The 17,487-nt window shown below is 71.2% G+C and carries 15 protein-coding genes; all 15 read right to left on the bottom strand.

All coding sequences use genetic code 11. The features are described 5' to 3' along the window. Positions 1–4: 4 nt before the first annotated feature. The 15 genes from DEI97_RS06965 to rsmH all read right to left on the bottom strand — a co-directional run bounded on the left by DEI97_RS06965 (position 5) and on the right by rsmH (position 17,429). A complete protein-coding gene (locus tag DEI97_RS06965; protein WP_258376718.1) occupies positions 5–301 on the bottom strand; it encodes a YggT family protein in 297 nt (98 codons plus the stop codon). Between the two features lie 118 nt (positions 302–419). Further along, complete coding sequence (locus DEI97_RS06960) at positions 420–998, bottom strand: cell division protein SepF (RefSeq protein WP_111075081.1); 579 nt, start codon at positions 996–998, stop codon at positions 420–422. Between the two features lie 42 nt (positions 999–1,040). After that, on the bottom strand, positions 1,041–1,763 hold the full coding sequence (locus DEI97_RS06955) for a YggS family pyridoxal phosphate-dependent enzyme (protein ID WP_111075080.1): 723 nt from the start codon (positions 1,761–1,763) through the stop codon (positions 1,041–1,043). Positions 1,764–1,772: 9 nt separating this feature from the next. Beyond that, positions 1,773–2,939 carry a cell division protein FtsZ gene (ftsZ, locus tag DEI97_RS06950; RefSeq protein WP_110903099.1) on the bottom strand — a complete coding sequence of 389 codons (1,167 nt, stop codon included), beginning with the start codon at positions 2,937–2,939 and terminating at the stop codon, positions 1,773–1,775. 175 nt (positions 2,940–3,114) lie between these two features. After that, on the bottom strand, positions 3,115–4,179 hold the full coding sequence (locus DEI97_RS06945) for a cell division protein FtsQ/DivIB (protein ID WP_146248153.1): 1,065 nt from the start codon (positions 4,177–4,179) through the stop codon (positions 3,115–3,117). A gap of 176 nt (positions 4,180–4,355) precedes the next feature. Further along, positions 4,356–5,783 carry a UDP-N-acetylmuramate--L-alanine ligase gene (gene murC, locus DEI97_RS06940; protein ID WP_111075078.1) on the bottom strand — a complete coding sequence of 476 codons (1,428 nt, stop codon included), beginning with the start codon at positions 5,781–5,783 and terminating at the stop codon, positions 4,356–4,358. Then, the gene (murG, locus tag DEI97_RS06935) at positions 5,780–6,943 is read right to left on the bottom strand and encodes an undecaprenyldiphospho-muramoylpentapeptide beta-N-acetylglucosaminyltransferase (RefSeq protein WP_111075077.1); all 1,164 of its coding nucleotides are present in this window, start codon (positions 6,941–6,943) and stop codon (positions 5,780–5,782) included. The genes murC and murG overlap by 4 nt, the downstream gene beginning before the upstream one ends. Further along, a complete protein-coding gene (gene ftsW, locus DEI97_RS06930) occupies positions 6,940–8,259 on the bottom strand; it encodes a putative lipid II flippase FtsW (protein ID WP_111075076.1) in 1,320 nt (439 codons plus the stop codon). Before ftsW ends, murG begins: the two co-directional genes overlap by 4 nt. Beyond that, positions 8,222–9,751, bottom strand: coding sequence for a UDP-N-acetylmuramoyl-L-alanine--D-glutamate ligase (murD, locus tag DEI97_RS06925; RefSeq protein ID WP_111075075.1), 1,530 nt, complete (start codon positions 9,749–9,751; stop codon positions 8,222–8,224). Before murD ends, ftsW begins: the two co-directional genes overlap by 38 nt. Next, complete coding sequence (gene mraY / locus DEI97_RS06920; protein ID WP_111075074.1) at positions 9,748–10,851, bottom strand: phospho-N-acetylmuramoyl-pentapeptide-transferase; 1,104 nt, start codon at positions 10,849–10,851, stop codon at positions 9,748–9,750. The genes murD and mraY overlap by 4 nt, the downstream gene beginning before the upstream one ends. Then, a complete protein-coding gene (locus tag DEI97_RS06915) occupies positions 10,848–12,314 on the bottom strand; it encodes a UDP-N-acetylmuramoyl-tripeptide--D-alanyl-D-alanine ligase (RefSeq protein WP_111075073.1) in 1,467 nt (488 codons plus the stop codon). The genes mraY and DEI97_RS06915 overlap by 4 nt, the downstream gene beginning before the upstream one ends. Further along, positions 12,311–13,933 (bottom strand): Mur ligase family protein, encoded by a 1,623-nt coding sequence (locus tag DEI97_RS06910; protein ID WP_111075112.1) that lies wholly within the window; start codon positions 13,931–13,933, stop codon positions 12,311–12,313. Before DEI97_RS06910 ends, DEI97_RS06915 begins: the two co-directional genes overlap by 4 nt. Positions 13,934–13,968: 35 nt before the next feature. Then, positions 13,969–15,738 (bottom strand): peptidoglycan D,D-transpeptidase FtsI family protein, encoded by a 1,770-nt coding sequence (locus DEI97_RS06905; protein WP_111075072.1) that lies wholly within the window; start codon positions 15,736–15,738, stop codon positions 13,969–13,971. A gap of 34 nt (positions 15,739–15,772) precedes the next feature. Beyond that, positions 15,773–16,474 carry a cell division protein FtsL gene (gene ftsL / locus DEI97_RS06900; protein ID WP_111075071.1) on the bottom strand — a complete coding sequence of 234 codons (702 nt, stop codon included), beginning with the start codon at positions 16,472–16,474 and terminating at the stop codon, positions 15,773–15,775. 1 nt (position 16,475) lies between these two features. Further along, positions 16,476–17,429 (bottom strand): 16S rRNA (cytosine(1402)-N(4))-methyltransferase RsmH, encoded by a 954-nt coding sequence (gene rsmH / locus DEI97_RS06895; RefSeq protein WP_111075070.1) that lies wholly within the window; start codon positions 17,427–17,429, stop codon positions 16,476–16,478. Between the last annotated feature and the right edge of the window lie 58 nt (positions 17,430–17,487).

Genomic DNA, 17,487 nt, shown 5'->3' with positions numbered 1-17,487 from the left:
GGGATCAGATGAAGCGGAATGCCAACGAGTTGACGACGACGCGCAGGATGATCACGACGAGCATCACGATCGTCCAGCCGAAGTCCAGGGCGACGGGTCCGAGCCGGAGCGGCGGGAGGACACGTCGCACCGCCTTGATCGGCGGGTCGGTGATCGTGTAGACGAACTCCGCCACCACGAGCAGCGCACGCTGCGGACGCCAGGAGCGGTTGAATGCCTGGACCATGTCGAGGATGAAACGCCCCCACATCACGAAGAAGTAGAGCGTGAGGAGGAAGGAGAGGATCGTGAAGATGAACACGGTTCGGCTCGCTCGTCTCATGTGACCGGGGCCGGTTGGCACCGGTCACGGGGCGGGTGGGCCTGGGTGCCGAGCGGTCGTCCGGGAGCCCGTCGGGCACCCGTACCGCGGGGGCGGCTCAGGACTGGGCGAAGAAGTTCGCCTCGATGTCGGACTCTACCTCAGCAGGCTCACCGCTCACTGCGATGTGTGCGGGCGAGAGCAGGAAGACCTTGTTCGTGACGCGCTCGATCTTGCCGTACAGGCCGAGCGACAGGCCACTGGCGAAGTCGATCATCCGGCGGGCGTCACCCTCGGTCATCTGCGAGAGGTTGATGATGACGGGGATGCCGTCACGGAAGCTCTCGGCGATGGACTGGGCGTCCTTGTACTCGCGCGGGTGGACGGTGAGGATCTCGTTCATTTCCTGGACCGGGGTCGCCTTCTGTGCGGTCGTGTGCGCGCGGCGGAGCGGGGTGACCTGCGCGCCGCGCTGGGAGGTGTGCTGGGGCTTCGCGGGCGCGGCGGCCGGAGCGGCAGCTGCGGGCGCTGCGGCGGCCGGAGCGGCAGCGGGCGCTGCGGCGGCCGGGGCCTCCTGCGGCGCTGCCGGGGCCTGCTGGCGCGCCTGCGCCGGCGCGGCCTGCTGCTCGTCCTCGTAGTCGAGTTCCTCGTCGGCGAGGCCGAGGTAGACCATCGTCTTCTTCAGCGGGTTGGCCATGGTTCCTCCGGGAGTCGTGCTCGTTGATGCCCTGCGACGAGGCTATGGGGCAGCGGGGCGATTCCCGGTGATTGCGCTCCCGATCCGCAGGTGTGTCGCGCCCTCCGCGATCGCCTCGGCGTAGTCGCCGCTCATGCCGGCGGAGATGTCGGTCGCCGCGGGCTCGAGCAGGCGCACCCGCTCGGAGACCGCACGGAGCCGGGCGAAGGCCGCGCGGGGCTCCTCGTCGAGCGGCGCGACCGCCATCACGCCCCGGAGGCGCAGGGTCCCGGTGGCCAGGACCCGCTCGGCCAGGGCGTCGACCTCGTCCGGGACGACACCGCCACGACCGGGGTCGTCCGTGAGGTTGACCTGCACGAAGCCGTCGAGCATGCGGGGCTCCGGCTCGGTCTCGGTCGGGGCGAAGGCGTCGACGACGCTCGCTCGGTCGAGGGACTGCACGACGTGCGCGTACCGGCGCGCCTGCCGGGCCTTCTTCGACTGCAGCTGCCCGACGAAGTGCCAGGTCAGGGCGAGCTCCTCGAGTTCCGCGGCCTTGGCCTGCGCCTCCTGGTGCCGGTTCTCCCCCACGTCCGTCACGCCGAGTGCGGCGAGCTGCCGGACGAGCGCGGCCGCGTGGTACTTCGTGACGACGACGAGGGTCAGCTCGTCGACGGAGCGGCCGGCGGCGCGCGCCGCGTCGGCGATGCCCTCCCGGACGGACGCGAGACGCGCCTCCAGTCCGTCGTCTGGTGACGAGGACGGGAGGCGCGTGTCGGCGACCACAGGGGTCGGTTACTTCAGGAAGTCGGGGACGTCGAGCTCGTCGTCGTCGTCGAAGGCCGGGTCGGCGGCGCGCTGCGCCGGCGGCTCGTGCTCCTGCGACGCCCACGACGGGGTCGAGTGGCCGGAGTCCTCGATGCGGTTGGACGAACCGGTGGTGACGGGCACGGTGGCGCCGGCATCCGGGTCGACGTAGCTCGAGCGACGCTCCTGGTGCTGCTGCTGCGACGGCTCGCCGCCGTCGAAGCCGGCGGCGATGACGGTGACCCGCACCTCGTCGCCGAGGGTGTCGTCGATGACCGCACCGAAGATGATGTTCGCCTCGGGGTGGACGGCCTCCTGCACCAGACGGGCCGCGTCGTTGATCTCGAAGATGCCGAGGTTCGAGCCACCCTGGATCGAGAGCAGCACGCCGTGCGCACCGTCGATCGAGGCCTCGAGCAGCGGCGACGCGACGGCGAGTTCCGCCGCCTTGATCGCACGGTCGGCGCCCCGCGAGGAGCCGATGCCCATGAGCGCCGAACCAGCGCCCTGCATGACGCTCTTCACGTCGGCGAAGTCGAGGTTGATCAGACCCGGGGTCGTGATGAGGTCCGTGATGCCCTGGACACCGGCGAGGAGCACCTGGTCGGCCGTGGCGAAGGCCTCGACCATGGAGATGCCGCGGTCGGAGATCTCGAGCAGGCGGTCGTTCGGCACGACGATGAGCGTGTCGACCTCGTCCTTGAGGCTCGCGACGCCGTTCTCGGCCTGGGACTGGCGGCGCTTGCCCTCGAAGCCGAAGGGCTTCGTGACGACACCGATGGTCAGGGCGCCGATCGACTTCGCGATGCGGGCGACGACCGGGGCGCCACCGGTTCCGGTGCCACCACCTTCACCGGCGGTGACGAAGACCATGTCGGCCCCGGCGAGGGCTTCCTCGATCTCCTCGGCGTGGTCCTCGGCGGCGCGGCGACCCACCTCGGGGTCGGCACCGGCTCCGAGGCCGCGGGTGATCTCGCGACCCACGTCGAGCTTGACGTCGGCGTCGCTGAGCAGCAGCGCCTGTGCGTCGGTGTTGATGGCGATGAACTCGACCCCGCGGAGTCCGAGCTCGATCATGCGGTTGACGGCGTTGACACCGCCGCCGCCGACACCGACCACCTTGATGACGGCGAGGTAGTTGTGGTTCGTGGTCACGTCTGTCCGGCCTCCGGTCAGAACCCTCAACCTTTGCTTGAAGTTCAGAGTTCTAGCTGCTACGAATGGTGCTGGCCCCGACGCTACGGGTGCCGTCCTGCTGCTGACGACCCGCCACGCCGCGTGTCGCCGATCGCGGCGCAGAACCCGTCCGCGACACATCCGCTCGGCGCGGTCAGCCCTGCGGTCGGATGATCCCGTTGTCCGGAGCGGACACGTCGTACTCGACCTTCGAGCCCTTGTCACGTGCCGCGTGGTCCTTGACCAGGGCCGCCAACAGCGTCGCCTTCGCCGCGGACTCGTCCGGACTCCCCCACACCACGCTCGACCCGTCGCTCATGGTCAGGGTCACGTCGTCCGAGGTCGAGGCCGCGATGCCCGACACCTGGTCGCGCACACTGGCCGGCATCGCCAGCACGACCTCGGTCATGGTCCGGAACACCGTGCTGCCGAGCTTTGCCCGACCGATGTCCGCCACCGGCATGCCGCTCGGCCGCTTCGTCATCGACTGCACGACGATGCCGGCCGGGTCGACGAGGTCGAACGACTTCCCCGACTTCACCGCGACGACCGGCGTCCGTTCGGTCACGGTGACGACCAGGGTGTGCGGCGGCTCCTCTTCCGTGACGTAGCTCTCGATCAGCGGGAAGCCGGCGATCTGCTGCTTCACCTCGCCCAGGTCGATCCGGGCCAGGGGCGTGCCGATCTGCCCCGACAGCGCCGCCCGGACCTCGGCCGCGTCGACACGGTCGGTGCCCTTCACCTCGATGGTCTGCAGCGCCATCAGCGGCGAGAACACCGCGACCAGGATCGACACCACGAGCACGACGACGACACCGCCCGCCGTGATCCACGCTGCACGACGATGCCGGGAACGTCGGGTGAACCGCCGGACCTCGGCACGCTCCAGCAGACGGCGGCGCTTGCGGGCGATGCGCGCCTCGCGAGCCGTCTCGGCCGCGCGGACGCGGGCGCCGATCGGGGTCTCGTGCGGCACGTGGGTGGACACGGCGTCGTCGGTCACGGCCGTGCGCGCGGTGCCGTCCGGACGGGAGGCCCGTCCCGGCTCCGTCACGTCGACGCGCGTCGTGACGGGCCCGGTCAACCGCCGGCCCAGTGGCACGGGAGCGGTCAGCCGTTCGTCCGGCGTCCGGTCGTCCTCCGTGAGGTCGACCTCCGGCAGTGCGGGCAGGAGCGCGTCGAGCGGGTCGACGTCCGGCTCCGGGGTGGACGCGACCACGTCGTCACGGTGCGCCGACGTGCGCGAGGCACGCCGTGCCTCCCGGGCGCCGCTCAGTGCGGAACGGAAGCCGCCGCTCCGAGCCGGCCGCCCGGAACGCGCCACGCCGTCGGGAACGTCCGTCCCGGCGGACCGCTCATCGGCACCGGCCCGGTCGTCGAACCCCTCCGGGCGCTTCACCGGCCTGCGGCTCCGGCGTCGTCCGTCTGCAGAGCCGTGAGGACCTGCGGGATGATCCGGTACACGTCGCCGCAGCTCAGGGTCATGATGATGTCGCCGTCGCGGGCGACCGCAGCCGCACGCGCCGAGGCCTCGGCCCAGTCCGGCAGGTAGTCGACCCGCTCCTGGTCGGCGAAGCGCTCCTGCACCATGGCGCCGGTGACACCGGGTTCCGGGTCCTCCCGGGCGCCGTAGACGTCGAGCACGACCGTGTGGTCCGCCAGCTCCTCGTAGACCTTCGCGAAGTCGCCCGCCATCAGCCGCGTCCGCGAGTACAGGTGCGGCTGGTGGATCGCGATGATGCGCCCCTCGCCGACGACGTCGCGGGCCGCGTGCAGCGCCGCGGCGACCTCGGTCGGGTGGTGCGCGTAGTCGTCGTACACCGAGACGCCACGCTCGACACCGTGCAGCTCGAAGCGCCGCTCGGTCCCGCCGAAGGCCTCGATGCCGCGGACCGCGTCGGCCGGCTCGACACCCAGCCCGACGAGCACCGCGAAGGCACCCACCGCGTTGACGGCGTTGTGACGGCCCGGCACGCGCAGGGCGATGTGGTGCGACGCGCCGTCCCAGCGCAGGTCGACCGTGACCCCGGCACCCTCGGTGACGCGCTCGATCCGGACGTCGGCACCCTCGGCCTCGCCGAAGGTGACGATCTCCGGCGCGTCCGGGCGGGCACGGATGCCCTCGGTGACCCGGACGGCACCGGCGTCGTCGCTCGAGACGACGATGCGCTCGCGGGCCTTCGCGGCGAACTCGACGAACGCGTCGATGAAGGCCTGCTCGCTGCCGTAGTGGTCCAGGTGGTCCGGGTCGACGTTCGTGATGAGCGCGATCGCCACGTCGTAGAGCAGGAAGGAGCCGTCGGACTCGTCCGCCTCGACGACGAACAGGTCGCTGCTGCCCGGTGCCGAACTCGTGCCCAGGGACTGGATGACGCCGCCGTTGACGAAGCTCGGGTCGAGACCCAGCTCGACCAGGGCGGTGACGATCATGCCCGTCGAGGTGGTCTTGCCGTGCGCGCCCGCGACCGCCACCAGGCGGTGCTCGGAGATCAGCGCGGCCAGGGCCTGCGACCGGTGCAGCACCGGCAGTCCGCGGCGCTGCGCCTCGAGGAGTTCGGGGTTGTCCGGCCACAGCGCGCTCGTGACGACGATCGTGTCCGCGTCGCCGACGTTGGCGGCGTCGTGCCCGATCCGGACCTCGGCGCCGAGCTCGCGCATCCGGCCGGTCGTCGCGGTCTCGCGGGAGTCGCTGCCCGTGACGCGGTGGCCAGCGGCCAGGAACATCCGCGCGATGCCGCTCATGCCGGACCCGCCGATGCCGACGAAGTGCACCGTGCCCAGGTCGTCGGGGATCGGCTGGGTGAGGTCCGGCTTGATGGTCATGGTTCCTCCGTGCTGCTGGTGGAGCGGGTGCTGCTGGTGTCGCTGCTGCTGGTGTCGCTGCTGGTGTTGCTCCGGCTGCGGCGCTTGCTCGTGCGCGCCGCGCTGAGGACGAGCTCCGTCATCCGGTCGGCGCCGTCGCGGTGTCCGACGCTGCCGGACCGGACGGCCATGTCCGCGATACCGGCACGGTCCTCCAGGATCGTCAGCAGCTGCAACGTGATCCACTCCGGCGTGAATTCCTGGTCCGCGACGAGCACCGCTCCCCCGGCGGCGACCACGTCGCGGGCGTTGTGCCGCTGCTCGCCGTTGCCGACCGGGTACGGCACCAGGACGCTCGGCAGGCCGACGGCGGTGAGCTCGCAGACCATGCCGGCCCCGGAGCGCGAGACGACGAAGTCCGCCGCCGAGTACGCCAGGTCCATCCGGTCGCAGTACGGCAGCACGTGGTAGCCGTCCAGGTCGCTCGGGCCGATGTCCGACGCGGCGCCGACGACGTGCAGGATCTGCCACCCGGCCCCGAGGATCGTCGCCGCGGCCTGGTTGACGGTGCGGTTGATGCTCCGCGCGCCCGACGAGCCGCCGGTGACGAGCAGCACCGGACGCTCCGGGTCGAGGCCGAACTCGGCGAAGCCCGCCGCGCGCTCGGCCCGACGGTCCAGCCGCTCGATCTCACGGCGCAGGGGCATCCCGACGACGCGGGAGTGCGGCAGCTTCGTGTTCGAGAACGTCACGCCGACGTGGCGGGTCAGGACGGCGGCCATCCGGTTCGCCAGGCCCGGCTTCGCGTTCTGCTCGTGCACGACGATCGGCGTGCCGGTGCGCTTCGCCGCGATGTAGGCCGGCGCGGCCGCGTAGCCGCCGACGCCCAGGACGACGGCGATCTCGCGCTCGCGGATGATCTGCTCGGTGCGTCGGACGGCCGACCAGAAGGCACCGGGGAACCGCAGGGCCGCACCGTTGACCTTGCGCGGGAACGGCAGGCGCGGGATCGTCACGAGTTCGTAGCCGCGCATCGGGACGAGCCGGGATTCCAGCCCTTCGGCCGTGCCGAGGACCAGGACCTCGTCCTCCGGCGACCGCTGGGTCAGCCGGTCGGCGACCGCGAGCAGGGGGTTCACGTGGCCGGCGGTCCCGCCGCCGGCGAAGAGGAAGCGGCTCACCGCAGGGCTCCGTTCCGTGTCCCGGGTTCCGGGACCGTGGTGGCGCGTGCCCTGCTGCCGGAGCGGCTCGGCAGGTCACGGGCGAAGGACAGCACGACGCCGATGGCGACGAGCGTCATGATGAGCGCCGATCCACCGGCCGAGATGAGTGGGAGGGGCACCCCGAGCACTGGCAGGAGCCCGAGGACGACCGCGATGTTGACGAGCGCCTGCCCGATCACCCAGGCGAGCACGCCGCCGGTGACGGTGCGGACGAAGGGGTCCGGCGAAAGACGGATGACCCGGATCATGCCGATGGCCAGGACGACGAACAGGGCGAGCACGACGACCGCGCCGATGAGCCCCAGCTCTTCGCCGACGATCGCGAAGATGTAGTCGTTGTCCGCCTCGGGCAGCCACGACCACTTCAGCTTCGAGTTGCCGAGGCCGACCCCGAACACCCCACCGGACGCCAGCGCCCACATGCCGTGGACCGGCTGCCAGCACAGGTCCTGCGCCTGGTTCGAGTCGGTGCAGCCGGAGAGCCACGCGCTGATGCGGGACTGCCGCGAGCTGGAGGCCATGGTGACGACCGGCAGCATGACGGCGATCGCCGCGACGCCGACCGCCAGGTGCCGCAGACGGACGCCGCCGACGAACAGGCTGCCGAAGACCAGGATCATCATGATCATCGCGGTTCCCTGGTCGCCACCGACCAGGACGAGCCCGATCGACACGGCGGTCGCGAGTCCGACCGGGATGAAGACCTCGCGCCAGTCGTGCAGCTTCTCGCGCTTCCGGAACAGCACTGCGCCGATGCCGAGCACGAGCGCGAGCTTGAGGATCTCGGACGGCTGCGCGGTGAACCCGCCGATGCCGATCCAGTTCCGGTTGCCCTGCACCGAGATGCCGATCGGGCTGAACACCAGCAGCTGCAGGACGAGCCCCGCGCCGAGGATCCGCATCGCCCAGCGGCGCCAGAACTCGGCGGAGAGGCGGCTGACCACGAGCATCAGCGGAACACCGATCAGCGCGTACAGGCCCTGCTTGGCGAAGGCGCCGAAGAAGCCGTGCTTGTAGCGGTACTCCTCGACGCTCGACGACGACAGGACCATCACGACACCGAAGACGACGAGGAAGAGCGTGACGCCGAGGATCGTGTAGAACGTCGTGGACTCGGCCACGAAGACGTTCTTGACGGCCACGACCGCGCCGTTCGAGCGGCGGCGGGCACTGTCGACGCCGGAGCCCACGCGGGCGCTGGCCGCGGCTCCCGCTGCGCCGGCACGTGCCCGGGCGCTACGCCCGTTCGCCGGCAGATCCGTCGGTGTCGCCATCGGCGTCGCCTCCCAGGTGCTCGTGGACCGCTGCCGCGAAACGTTCGCCCCGGTCGGCGTAGGAACCGAACTGGTCGAAGGACGCGGCGGCCGGGGCGAGGAGGACCGTGTCGCCCGGTCTCGCGACCGATGCGGCATGCCGGACCGCCTCGGGCATGACCTGCTCAGTGTCCAGCGCTTCCACCTGCAGGACCGGGACCGCGGGCGCGTGTCGTGCGAATGCCTCCAGGACGGGGGTCCGGTCGGTGCCGATCACGACGACGCCACGGACCCCGGGCCCGAAGCGCTCGACCAGGCCGTCGATGTCGACGCCCTTGAAGAGCCCGCCGACGATCCACACCACGGATTCGAAGGCGGACAGCGAGGCGGTCGCCGCGTGCGGGTTCGTCGCCTTCGAGTCGTCGACCCAGGCGATGCCGTCGGCGCTGGCGACCGCCTCGGTGCGGTGGTGGTCGGCACGGAACGCCTGCACCGCCGAGCGGATCGCGCTGGGCGGGACCGAGCCGGCGCGGGCGAGCGCCGCCGCGGCCAGCACGTTGGCGGTCATGTGCGGGCTGTCGAGCCCGGCCGTCTCGAGGTCCGCGACGGTGGCGAGCTCGAGCGCGCTGTTGCGGCGGTCCTCGGTGAAGGCGCGGTCGCAGAGCACGTCCTCGACGAGCCCGACGTCACCGGGAGCGGGCAGGCCGAGCGAGAAGCCCACCGCGCGGCAGCCCTCGACGACGTCGGCCTCCTCGACCATGCGACGCGTGGCGTCGTCGGCCGTGTTGTAGACGCAGGCCAGCACGGTGCGCTCGTAGACCTTGGCCTTCGCGGCGCGGTAGGCCTCGGCGGAACCGTGCCACTCCAGGTGGTCGTCGGCGATGTTGAGGCAGGCCGAGGCGAGGGGCACGACGGCACCCGGGCCCTCGGTCGCCATCGAGTGCAACTGGTGGCTGGAGAGCTCGACGACCAGGACGTCGAAGCCCTCCGGGTCGCGGACCACGTCGAGCACCGGCACGCCGATGTTGCCGCACGCCACGGCACGCAGCCCGGTCGCGGCGTACATCGCGGTGGTCAGCTGCGTGGTCGTGGTCTTGCCGTTCGTGCCGGTGATCGTCACCCAGGGCGCGGCGACCGGGCCCTTCACGACCTTGTCGCGGACCCGCCAGGCGAGTTCGATGTCGCCCCAGACCGCTCCGTGCTCGTGCGCCCAGACGACGGTCGCGTTGTGCGGCGGGAGGCCCGGGGACACGACGACCAGGTCGGGTGCCTGCTCGACGAGCGCGGCGGGCACCGTGTCGAGCGGCGTCTGCACGAAGCGGGCACCGATCACGTCGAGCAGTTCCACGCTGTCGGCCGGGGCGTCGGTCGAGTAGACGACGACGTCGCTGCCGAGCTCGGCGAGGGTGTCCGCCACCGAGAACCCGGTGGCGCCGAGGCCGAGTACGGCGACCCGCAGCCCCTTCCAGCCCTCGGAGTACCAGCTGTCGAGACCGTTCAGGCGTTCGCTCATTGGACTCGTGCGATCCATTCCAGGTAGAACAGCCCGACCCCGGCCGCGACGCAGAGCCCCGCGATGATCCAGAACCGGACGACGACGGTCACCTCGGCCCAGCCCTTGAGCTCGAAGTGGTGGTGCAGGGGGCTCATCCGGAAGATGCGCTTGCCGTGCGTGATCTTGAAGTACGCCCGCTGCAGGATGACCGAGCCGGTGACGATGAAGAACAGGCCACCGATCAGGACGAGCAGCAGCTCGGTGCGGCTGAGGATCGCGAGACCGGCCAGGGCACCGCCGAGCCCGAGGGACCCGGTGTCGCCGAGGAAGATCTGCGCCGGCGACGTGTTGTACCAGAGGAAGCCGATCAGCCCACCGCAGACCGCGGCAGCGACGACGGCCAGGTCGAGCGGGTCGGTGACGGTGTAGCAGGCGTGCTTCGTGGTCTCGTCGATCCGGACGCCACCGCAGATCTGGTTCGACTGCCAGAACCCGATGATGACGTAGGAGCCGATCGCCAGGATGCTCGACCCGGTGGCCAGGCCGTCGAGTCCGTCGGCGACGTTGACGCCGTTCGACGTCGACACGGTGAGCAGCACGATCCACGCCAGGAACAGGATCGTCCCGACGACGGTGCCGAGCGCCATGAAGTCGAGCCACGGGATGTCCCGGATCGCCGAGATCATCGTGGACGCCGGGGGCTTGCCACTGCCGGCGGGGACGACGAGGGCGATGGTCGCGAAGACCACGCCGACGATGACCTGCCCGAGCACCTTCGCCCAGCCGCCGAGCCCGAGGCTCCGCTGGCGTCGGACCTTGAGGAAGTCGTCGACGAACCCGACGACGCCGAGCCCGACCATGAGGAACAGGACGAGCAGCCCGGACAGCGTGAGCGGGTCACGGCCGACCAGGTGTCCCACGAAGTACCCGAGGACCGCACCGAGGATCAGGACGATGCCGCCCATGGTGGCGGTGCCACGCTTGGTGTGGTGCGACTGCGGACCGTCGTCACGGATGAACTGGCCCCACCCGAGTCGGTGGAACAGCTTGATGAACAGCGGCGTGAGCAGCAGTGTGAACACCAGCGACACAGCGCCGGCGACGAGGAGCGCGATCATTCGGGGACACCTCCGAGGCGGTCGCCGAGGAACCGCAGCCCGGCCGACTTCGAGGACTTGACCAGGACGACGTCACCCGGACGCACGAGTTCCTGGAGGGCACGGACGGCGTCGTCGACGTCCTCGATGAACACGGACTCGCCGTCCCACGATCCCTCGAGGGTGGCGGCCTGGTGGATGGGCATGGCGCCGCGGCCGACGACCACGAGCTGACCGATGTTCAGGCGGACGACGAGCCGACCGATGGTGTCGTGCTCCTCCACCGAGAACTCGCCGAGCTCGGCCATCTCGCCGAGGACGGCGACGGTGCGCTCCCCCGGGCGGACGACCTGCGCGAGCGTCCGCAGTGCGGCGGCGGTCGAGTCGGGCGAGGCGTTGTACGCGTCGTTGATGACGGTGACGCCGTCCGGGCCCTGCAGCAGCTCCATGCGCCAGCGCTCGGCGCGCGTCATCGACGCGAGCGCCTCGGCGCCGTCGGCGAGCGGCACACCCCAGAGGTGCGCCACCGTCAGGGCCGCGGCTGCGTTCATGGCATGGTGCTCGCCGAGGATGGCGAGGCGGACGTCGACGGTCTCGAGGACGTCCGACGGGCCTCCCGTTGCGTCGTCGGGGGCCGGCGCGGCGTCGCCGACGGGAGGCGCGGTGAGCGTGAAGCGGGTGCCCTCGCGGTCCGTGGTGACCCCGCTGATGCGGTAGTCCGCCCCGGCGGACGTGCCGAAGCCGACCACGCGGGCGTCGGTGCGCTCGCGCATCCGCGCGACGCGGTCGTCGTCGACGTTGAGGAGGGCGGTCGCGGTGGCCGGCAGGTCGGTGACCATCTCGGACTTCGCGCGCTCGGTGGCGTCGATCCCGCCGAACTCGCCGGCGTGGGCGAGCCCGACCTTGAGCACGACGCCGACGTCCGGCTCGGCGATGCGGACGAGCTTCGCGATGTGGCCGATGCCGCTCGCGCCCATCTCGACGACGAGGAAGCGGGTGTCGGCCGTGATCCGGAGCATCGAGACCGGGGCGCCGACGTGGTTGTTGAACGAGCCCTCGGGCGCCACGGTCTCGCCGGCGCGGGACAGGATCGTCCGGAGCATGTTCTTCGTGCTCGTCTTGCCGTTCGAGCCGGTGATGCCGACCACGCGGAGGGACCCGGCGGCACGGACGCGTGCGACGACCTCGTGCGCGAGGGCGGCCAGCGCGGCGTACCCGTCCGCGACGACGATCTGGGCGGTGGCGGAGTCCTCCGGCAGGTCGACGGCACGCTCGGTGACGACCAGGGCGGCACCGGCGGTGGCTGCGGAAGGCACGAAGCGGTGTCCGTCGGTCTCCTCGCCGAGCAGGGCGAAGAAGACGCTGCCGGGGCCGACGAGCCGCGAGTCGGTCTCCACGGGACCGTCGACGGTCGTGTCGGCGGCACCGCGGACGAGCTCGCCGTCGACCGCGGTGGCGATCTCGGCGAGGGTCAGAGCGATCATCGGGCGTCCTCCGCCGGGCCGGTGTTCGGTTCCCAGCCGGCCTCGCGGAGCGCGGCACGGGCCTCGTCACGGGCCGAGTACGGCGTCCGGACACCCTGGATGTCGCGGTAGTCCTGGTGGCCGGGGCCGGCCCAGAGGATCGAGTCCCCCTCGCCGACCAGGGCCACGGCGGCGCGGATGGCGGCCTCGGGCGGGCTCACCTCGTGGATCTCGTGTTCCGGGAACGCGGCACGGGCGGCGTCGACCAGGGTCTTCCGGATCGACGCGGCGTCCTCGAAGCGCGGGTGGTGGTCGGTGACGACCAGGATGTCGGACCCCTCGGCCGCGACCCGGGCCATGTCCGCCCGCTTCGTCGTGTCGCGGTCGCCGTCGGCGCCGAACAGCATGACGACCTTGCCGGGCGTGAACTGGCGCACCGCCGCGAGGGTGTTGAGGAAGGCGTCGGGGCTGTGGCCGAAGTCGACGTAGACGCTCGGGCCGGCGTGGCCGGAGACGCGCTCGGTGCGGCCGGGCAGGTAGCACTCGATGGCGCTGACGACGGTGCCGTCGCGCTCGTCGGCGTAGGTGCGGTGGTTCGTCTCGAGCGCGTGCGAGATCGCGCCGAGCTCGAACCCGCCCTCGACGAGCATGACGATGGCGAGGGCGGCGTTGGCGGCCATGTGCCAGCCGATCAGCGGGACGCGGGTGGTGAGCTCGCGGCCCTCCGGTCCGGTCAGGCGGAACTCGGTGTACGCGGCGTGCGCCTCGAGGATGTCGACGTGCCACTCGGCCTCGACCTCGGGGTGCACCGTGATGGTCGTCACCGGGATCCGGGAGTCCTGGACGACGCGGTGGCCCCAGTCGGTGTCGAGCGAGACGACACCGCGACGACCGTGCTCCGGCTGGAACAGCGGCAGCTTCGCCTGGAAGTACTCCTCCATGTCGGCGTAGTCGTCGAGGTGGTCGTGGCTGAGGTTCGTGAACGCGACGACGTCGAAGACGATGCCGTCGACGCGGTGCCGGCTGAGGGCCTGGGCGCTGACCTCGACGGCGACGGCGCGGACCTCGCTCTCGCGCATCCGGGCGAGGAGCGCGTGCATCTCGCTGGCCTCAGGCGTGGTGAGCCGGCTGGTGACGCTGAGCGAGCCGATGTGCCGCTCGGCGGTCGAGCTCAGGCCGGTGACCAGGCCGAGCTGCTTGAGGATGCCCTCGAGGATGTACGAGGTGCTGGTCTTGCCGTTCGTCCCGGTGACGGCGAAGAGCTGCGGCAGCTCGGCCTCGTCCGGGTTGGTGCGGTAGACCCACGCGGAGACGTCCCCGAGCGCTGCCCGCGGGCTGTCGACGACCAGGACCGGCAGGCCGGACCGCTCGGCGACGGCCACACCGTCGGCGTCGGTGAGGACGGCGACGGCACCTCGCTCGGCGGCGTCGGCGGCGAACTCGGCACCGTGACGGTTCGCGCCGTGGACGCCGACGAACAGGTCACCGGGCTGCACCTCGGCGGCGCTCAGGGTGACACCGGTCGTCTCGACGCCGTCGAGCGAGCCGACGACCCGGAGCCCGAAGGCGTTCGCGAGTTCGGCGACCGGCCGCGGGGTCGGGTGTTCGGGCCGGAGGACCGGGGGGATCCGTGCTGACAAGTGCTCCTTCTTCCTCTCCACGTGGACGGGTCGTCCTACCAGGTCGACGGGTAGGTCCGCGCCTGTGTCGTGGAGGGGGCGACTCGGTACTTCTCGAGCACCTGGGACATGAGTGTGCGGAACGCCGGAGCCGCTCCGCTCGACCACTTGGTGGTCTGCGGCTTCGTGAACGTCACCGTGACAACATACTGGGGGTCTTCGGCGGGTGCCATTCCGGCCACCGAGATGATACGGTCCGCGCCGTAGCCCTTGGCACCGTCGGCGACCTCGGCCGTTCCGGTCTTCGCGGCGATGTTGTAGCCCGAGATCGGCTTCATGCCGACCAGGGTCCCGCCGGTCACCACGCTCTGCAGCATGTCGACCGTCTGGGTGGCCGCCGCGGCCGACACGACGCGCTTGCTCTGCACGTCGGGCGCGTCGATCGTCTTGCCGTCCTCGGTCTGGCAGCCCTTCACCATGTGCAGCGGGATCCGGACGCCCTGGTTCGCGAGCGTCTGGTAGATGCTCGAGACCTGCATGGCGGTGGTCGAGATGCCCTGGCCGAACATCGAGTTGATGTCGGTCTGCTTGTCCCACTGGGGGCTCGCGCCGTAGTTCATCGTCGGCTGACCCGGGTAGTCGATCGCGGGCTCGGGCTCGAACAGGCCGAACTCGCGCATCACGTCGTACCGCTGCTGGGTCGTCAGCTTGGAACCGAGCTCGGTGATGCCGACGTTCGAGGAGTCCCGGAGGATGCCGGTGAGCGTCAGGTTCTCGGTCGGGTGCAACTCGGAGTCATGGATCGTCCCGCCCCAGGGGAAGGTGCGCGAGTACGGCACGACCGCCTGGGTCGTCGGGCTCGCCAGGCCCTTGTCGATGAGGGCGGCGGCGATCGCGGCCTTGATCGTCGAACCGGGCTCGTAGGCGGCGGTCAGGGCGCGGGAACCGTAGGCCCCGGGGTCCTTCGTCGCGTCAACGTCGTTCGGGTCCACCGTCGGGTAGTCCGCGACGGCCAGGACCTCACCGGTCTTGGCGTTCACCACGGTGGCGGTGGCGGACTCGGCCTTGAGCTGCTGGGCGGCGTCCGCGATGTCCTGCGACGCCATGTACTGCAGGTCGCTGTCGATCGTGGTGACGAGCGTCCCGCCGTCCTTCGCGCGCTTCTGCGTCACGGTGCTGCCCGGCAGCTGCACGCCGTCCTCACCGCGCTCGTACGTCTCGGAGCCGTTCGTGCCGGCGAGGCACTTCTGGTAGGCCAGCTCGAGGCCGGCCTGGGCACCGTCGGTCCCCATGAAGCCCGTCACGTTGCCGGTGGCTGCGCCGGTCGGGTACGACCGGGCCGCCTGCTGCTCCGGGTAGAGCCACGGCACCTGCAGGGCGCGGACGGCCTCGTAGTGCGCGACGTCGATGCCCTTGACCAGGTACGCGAAGTCGGACTTCGGGTCGGCCGCGATGTTCTTCTGCATGGTGGCGACGTCGCCGCCGGAGGCCTTCGCGATCGCGCTGAGGGCCTGGTCGACCGAGACGTCCTTGACGCGTGTGCCGCCGAGCTTGCCCTCGAACGACTTCACCAGGCGCGGCGAGGTCGTGATGTTGTAGCGGACCACGCTCTCGGCCAGCGCGGTGCCGTCACGGTCGACGATCGTCCCGCGCGTGCCGTAGAGCGTGACCGGGATGCTGCGCTTCGACTCGGCGGCCTGCGACAGCTCGTCGGCCTGCACGACCTGGATGTCGACCAGCCGGACCACGAACACCGCGACGAGCGCGATCACGGCGATCATCACGACGCTGTAGCGCAGTCGTCGGTTGCGGAGCGTCTTCGTCACGAGCGGCCTTCCCGGGGTGGTGCTGAGCCCTCGGTCACCGGGTCGTCGGTGCCTGGAGCTGGTTCGCGTCGGACTCTACGGAGGACTTCGCCGAAGGCTGGTCCGACGCGCTGGACGCTCCGGCCTTCTCAGTGTCGGCCGCGGCGGCCGGAGCGGCAGCGGCCGGCGAAGCAGCAGGAGCAGCATCTGCCGGAGCGGCAGCGCTGTTCTCCTTGCTCGTCGCGGTGTCGCCGGGACGAGCCGCGAGCGGGACGTCGCCGAGCAGGGAGTTCGGGACCTGGTTGGCGGTGTTGCCGGTCGCCTCTTCCGGGGTGGCCGGGGTCGGCGTGCCGTAGACGGTGCCGGTCTTCGGGTCGAGGTACACCGGGGTCGAGTTCGCGATCATGCCGAGCGCCTGGGCGTTGCGGGCCAGGTTCTGCGGCGACTCGAGCACCTTGAGGCCCTCGGACAGGGACGCCTGTGTGCGGGTGAGCCCCGTCTGCTCGGTCTTCAGCGAGCTCAGCGTGTAGGCGCCCTGGCTGAGCGCCATGCTGATGCCGAGCTGGGCCAGCAGCAGCAGGCCGAGGGCGGCGATCGCGACGATGGCGTACGCCACCCGGGGCCGCGCACGACGCTGCGCCTTGGTCGGGGTGACCTCGACGAGTTCGGGACGCTGTCGCTCGGGGCGGACGGAGTCGGGACGCGGCGCGCGCGACGGGGCGACGACAGGGTCGACGAGTGCGAGGTTCGTGCTCATGTCACTTCCGGATCCGCTCGGCCGCGCGCAGGCGCACGGGGGTAGCTCGGGGGTTGGCGGCGCGTTCGGCGTCGTCGGCCTGTTCGGCGCCCTTGACGACGAGCGCGAAGGTCGGCGCGTGTTCGGGGAGTTCCACCGGCAGGTCGGCCGGGGCGCTCGAGGTGGTCCGTTCGACCAGCGCCCGCTTGACGATGCGGTCCTCGAGGGACTGGTAGGACTCGACGACCAGCCGGCCGCCGACGCGGATGCGGTCGAGTGCGGCCGGGATCGCCCGCTCGAGGACGCTGAGTTCGGTGTTGACCTCGATGCGGAGCGCCTGGAAGACCCGCTTGGCCGGGTGCCCCTGCCGCTGGATCGCGACGGGGGTGGCGTCGTGGAGCACCTGGACCAGGTCGCCGGACATCGTGAACGGTCGCTCGGTCCGACGCTCGACGATCGCCTTCGCGTACCGGCCGGCGAGCTTCTCCTCGCCGTAGCGCTGGAAGATCCGACGGAGTTCACGCTCGTCGTAGTCGGCGAGGACCTCGGCGGCGGTGATGCCCTGCGTCCGGTCCATCCGCATGTCGAGCGGGGCGTCCTGGCTGTAGGCGAACCCGCGCTCGGCCCGGTCCAGCTGCAGCGAGGAGACACCGAGGTCGAACAGCACGCCGTCGACCGCGTCGATGCCCAGGCCGTCGAGCGCCTCGGGCAGTTCGTCGTAGACGGTGTGCACGAGGTGCACGCGGTCGCCGAAGCGGGCGAGCCGCTCCCCCGCGATGCCGAGGGCGTCGGTGTCGCGGTCGAGTCCGACGAGGGTCAGCTCCGGGAAGCGCTCGAGGAGGCCGGCGGAGTGACCGCCCATGCCGAGCGTGGCGTCGACGACGACCTTGCCCGGTCCCTCGAGCGTCGGCGTGAAGAGGTCGACGATCCGCTCGAGCATGACGGGGGTGTGCGGGAACTTCTCCGGTGCTGCCATGTGCGCCCCTGGACTCCTGGGCCGTGGGTCCGGATCCCCATCCATGCGACCTGACACC

The organism is Curtobacterium sp. MCLR17_032 (genome assembly GCF_003234795.2).
Lineage (GTDB): Bacteria > Actinomycetota > Actinomycetes > Actinomycetales > Microbacteriaceae > Curtobacterium.
The sequence above is the reverse complement of the archived record's forward strand: the minus strand, read 5'-3'. Positions and strand labels throughout refer to the sequence as shown.

Bases quoted from the DNA above. Each gene is read 5' to 3' on its own strand.
- murD (WP_111075075.1), bottom strand. From the start codon at position 9,751: ATGAGCGAACGCCTGAACGGTCTCGACAGCTGGTACTCCGAGGGCTGG.
- ftsW (WP_111075076.1), bottom strand. From the start codon at position 8,259: ATGGCGACACCGACGGATCTGCCGGCGAACGGGCGTAGCGCCCGGGCA.
- DEI97_RS06915 (WP_111075073.1), bottom strand. From the start codon at position 12,314: ATGATCGCTCTGACCCTCGCCGAGATCGCCACCGCGGTCGACGGCGAG.
- ftsL (WP_111075071.1), bottom strand. From the start codon at position 16,474: ATGAGCACGAACCTCGCACTCGTCGACCCTGTCGTCGCCCCGTCGCGC.
- DEI97_RS06960 (WP_111075081.1), bottom strand. From the start codon at position 998: ATGGCCAACCCGCTGAAGAAGACGATGGTCTACCTCGGCCTCGCCGAC.
- mraY (WP_111075074.1), bottom strand. From the start codon at position 10,851: ATGATCGCGCTCCTCGTCGCCGGCGCTGTGTCGCTGGTGTTCACACTG.
- murC (WP_111075078.1), bottom strand. From the start codon at position 5,783: ATGACCATCAAGCCGGACCTCACCCAGCCGATCCCCGACGACCTGGGC.
- rsmH (WP_111075070.1), bottom strand. From the start codon at position 17,429: ATGGCAGCACCGGAGAAGTTCCCGCACACCCCCGTCATGCTCGAGCGG.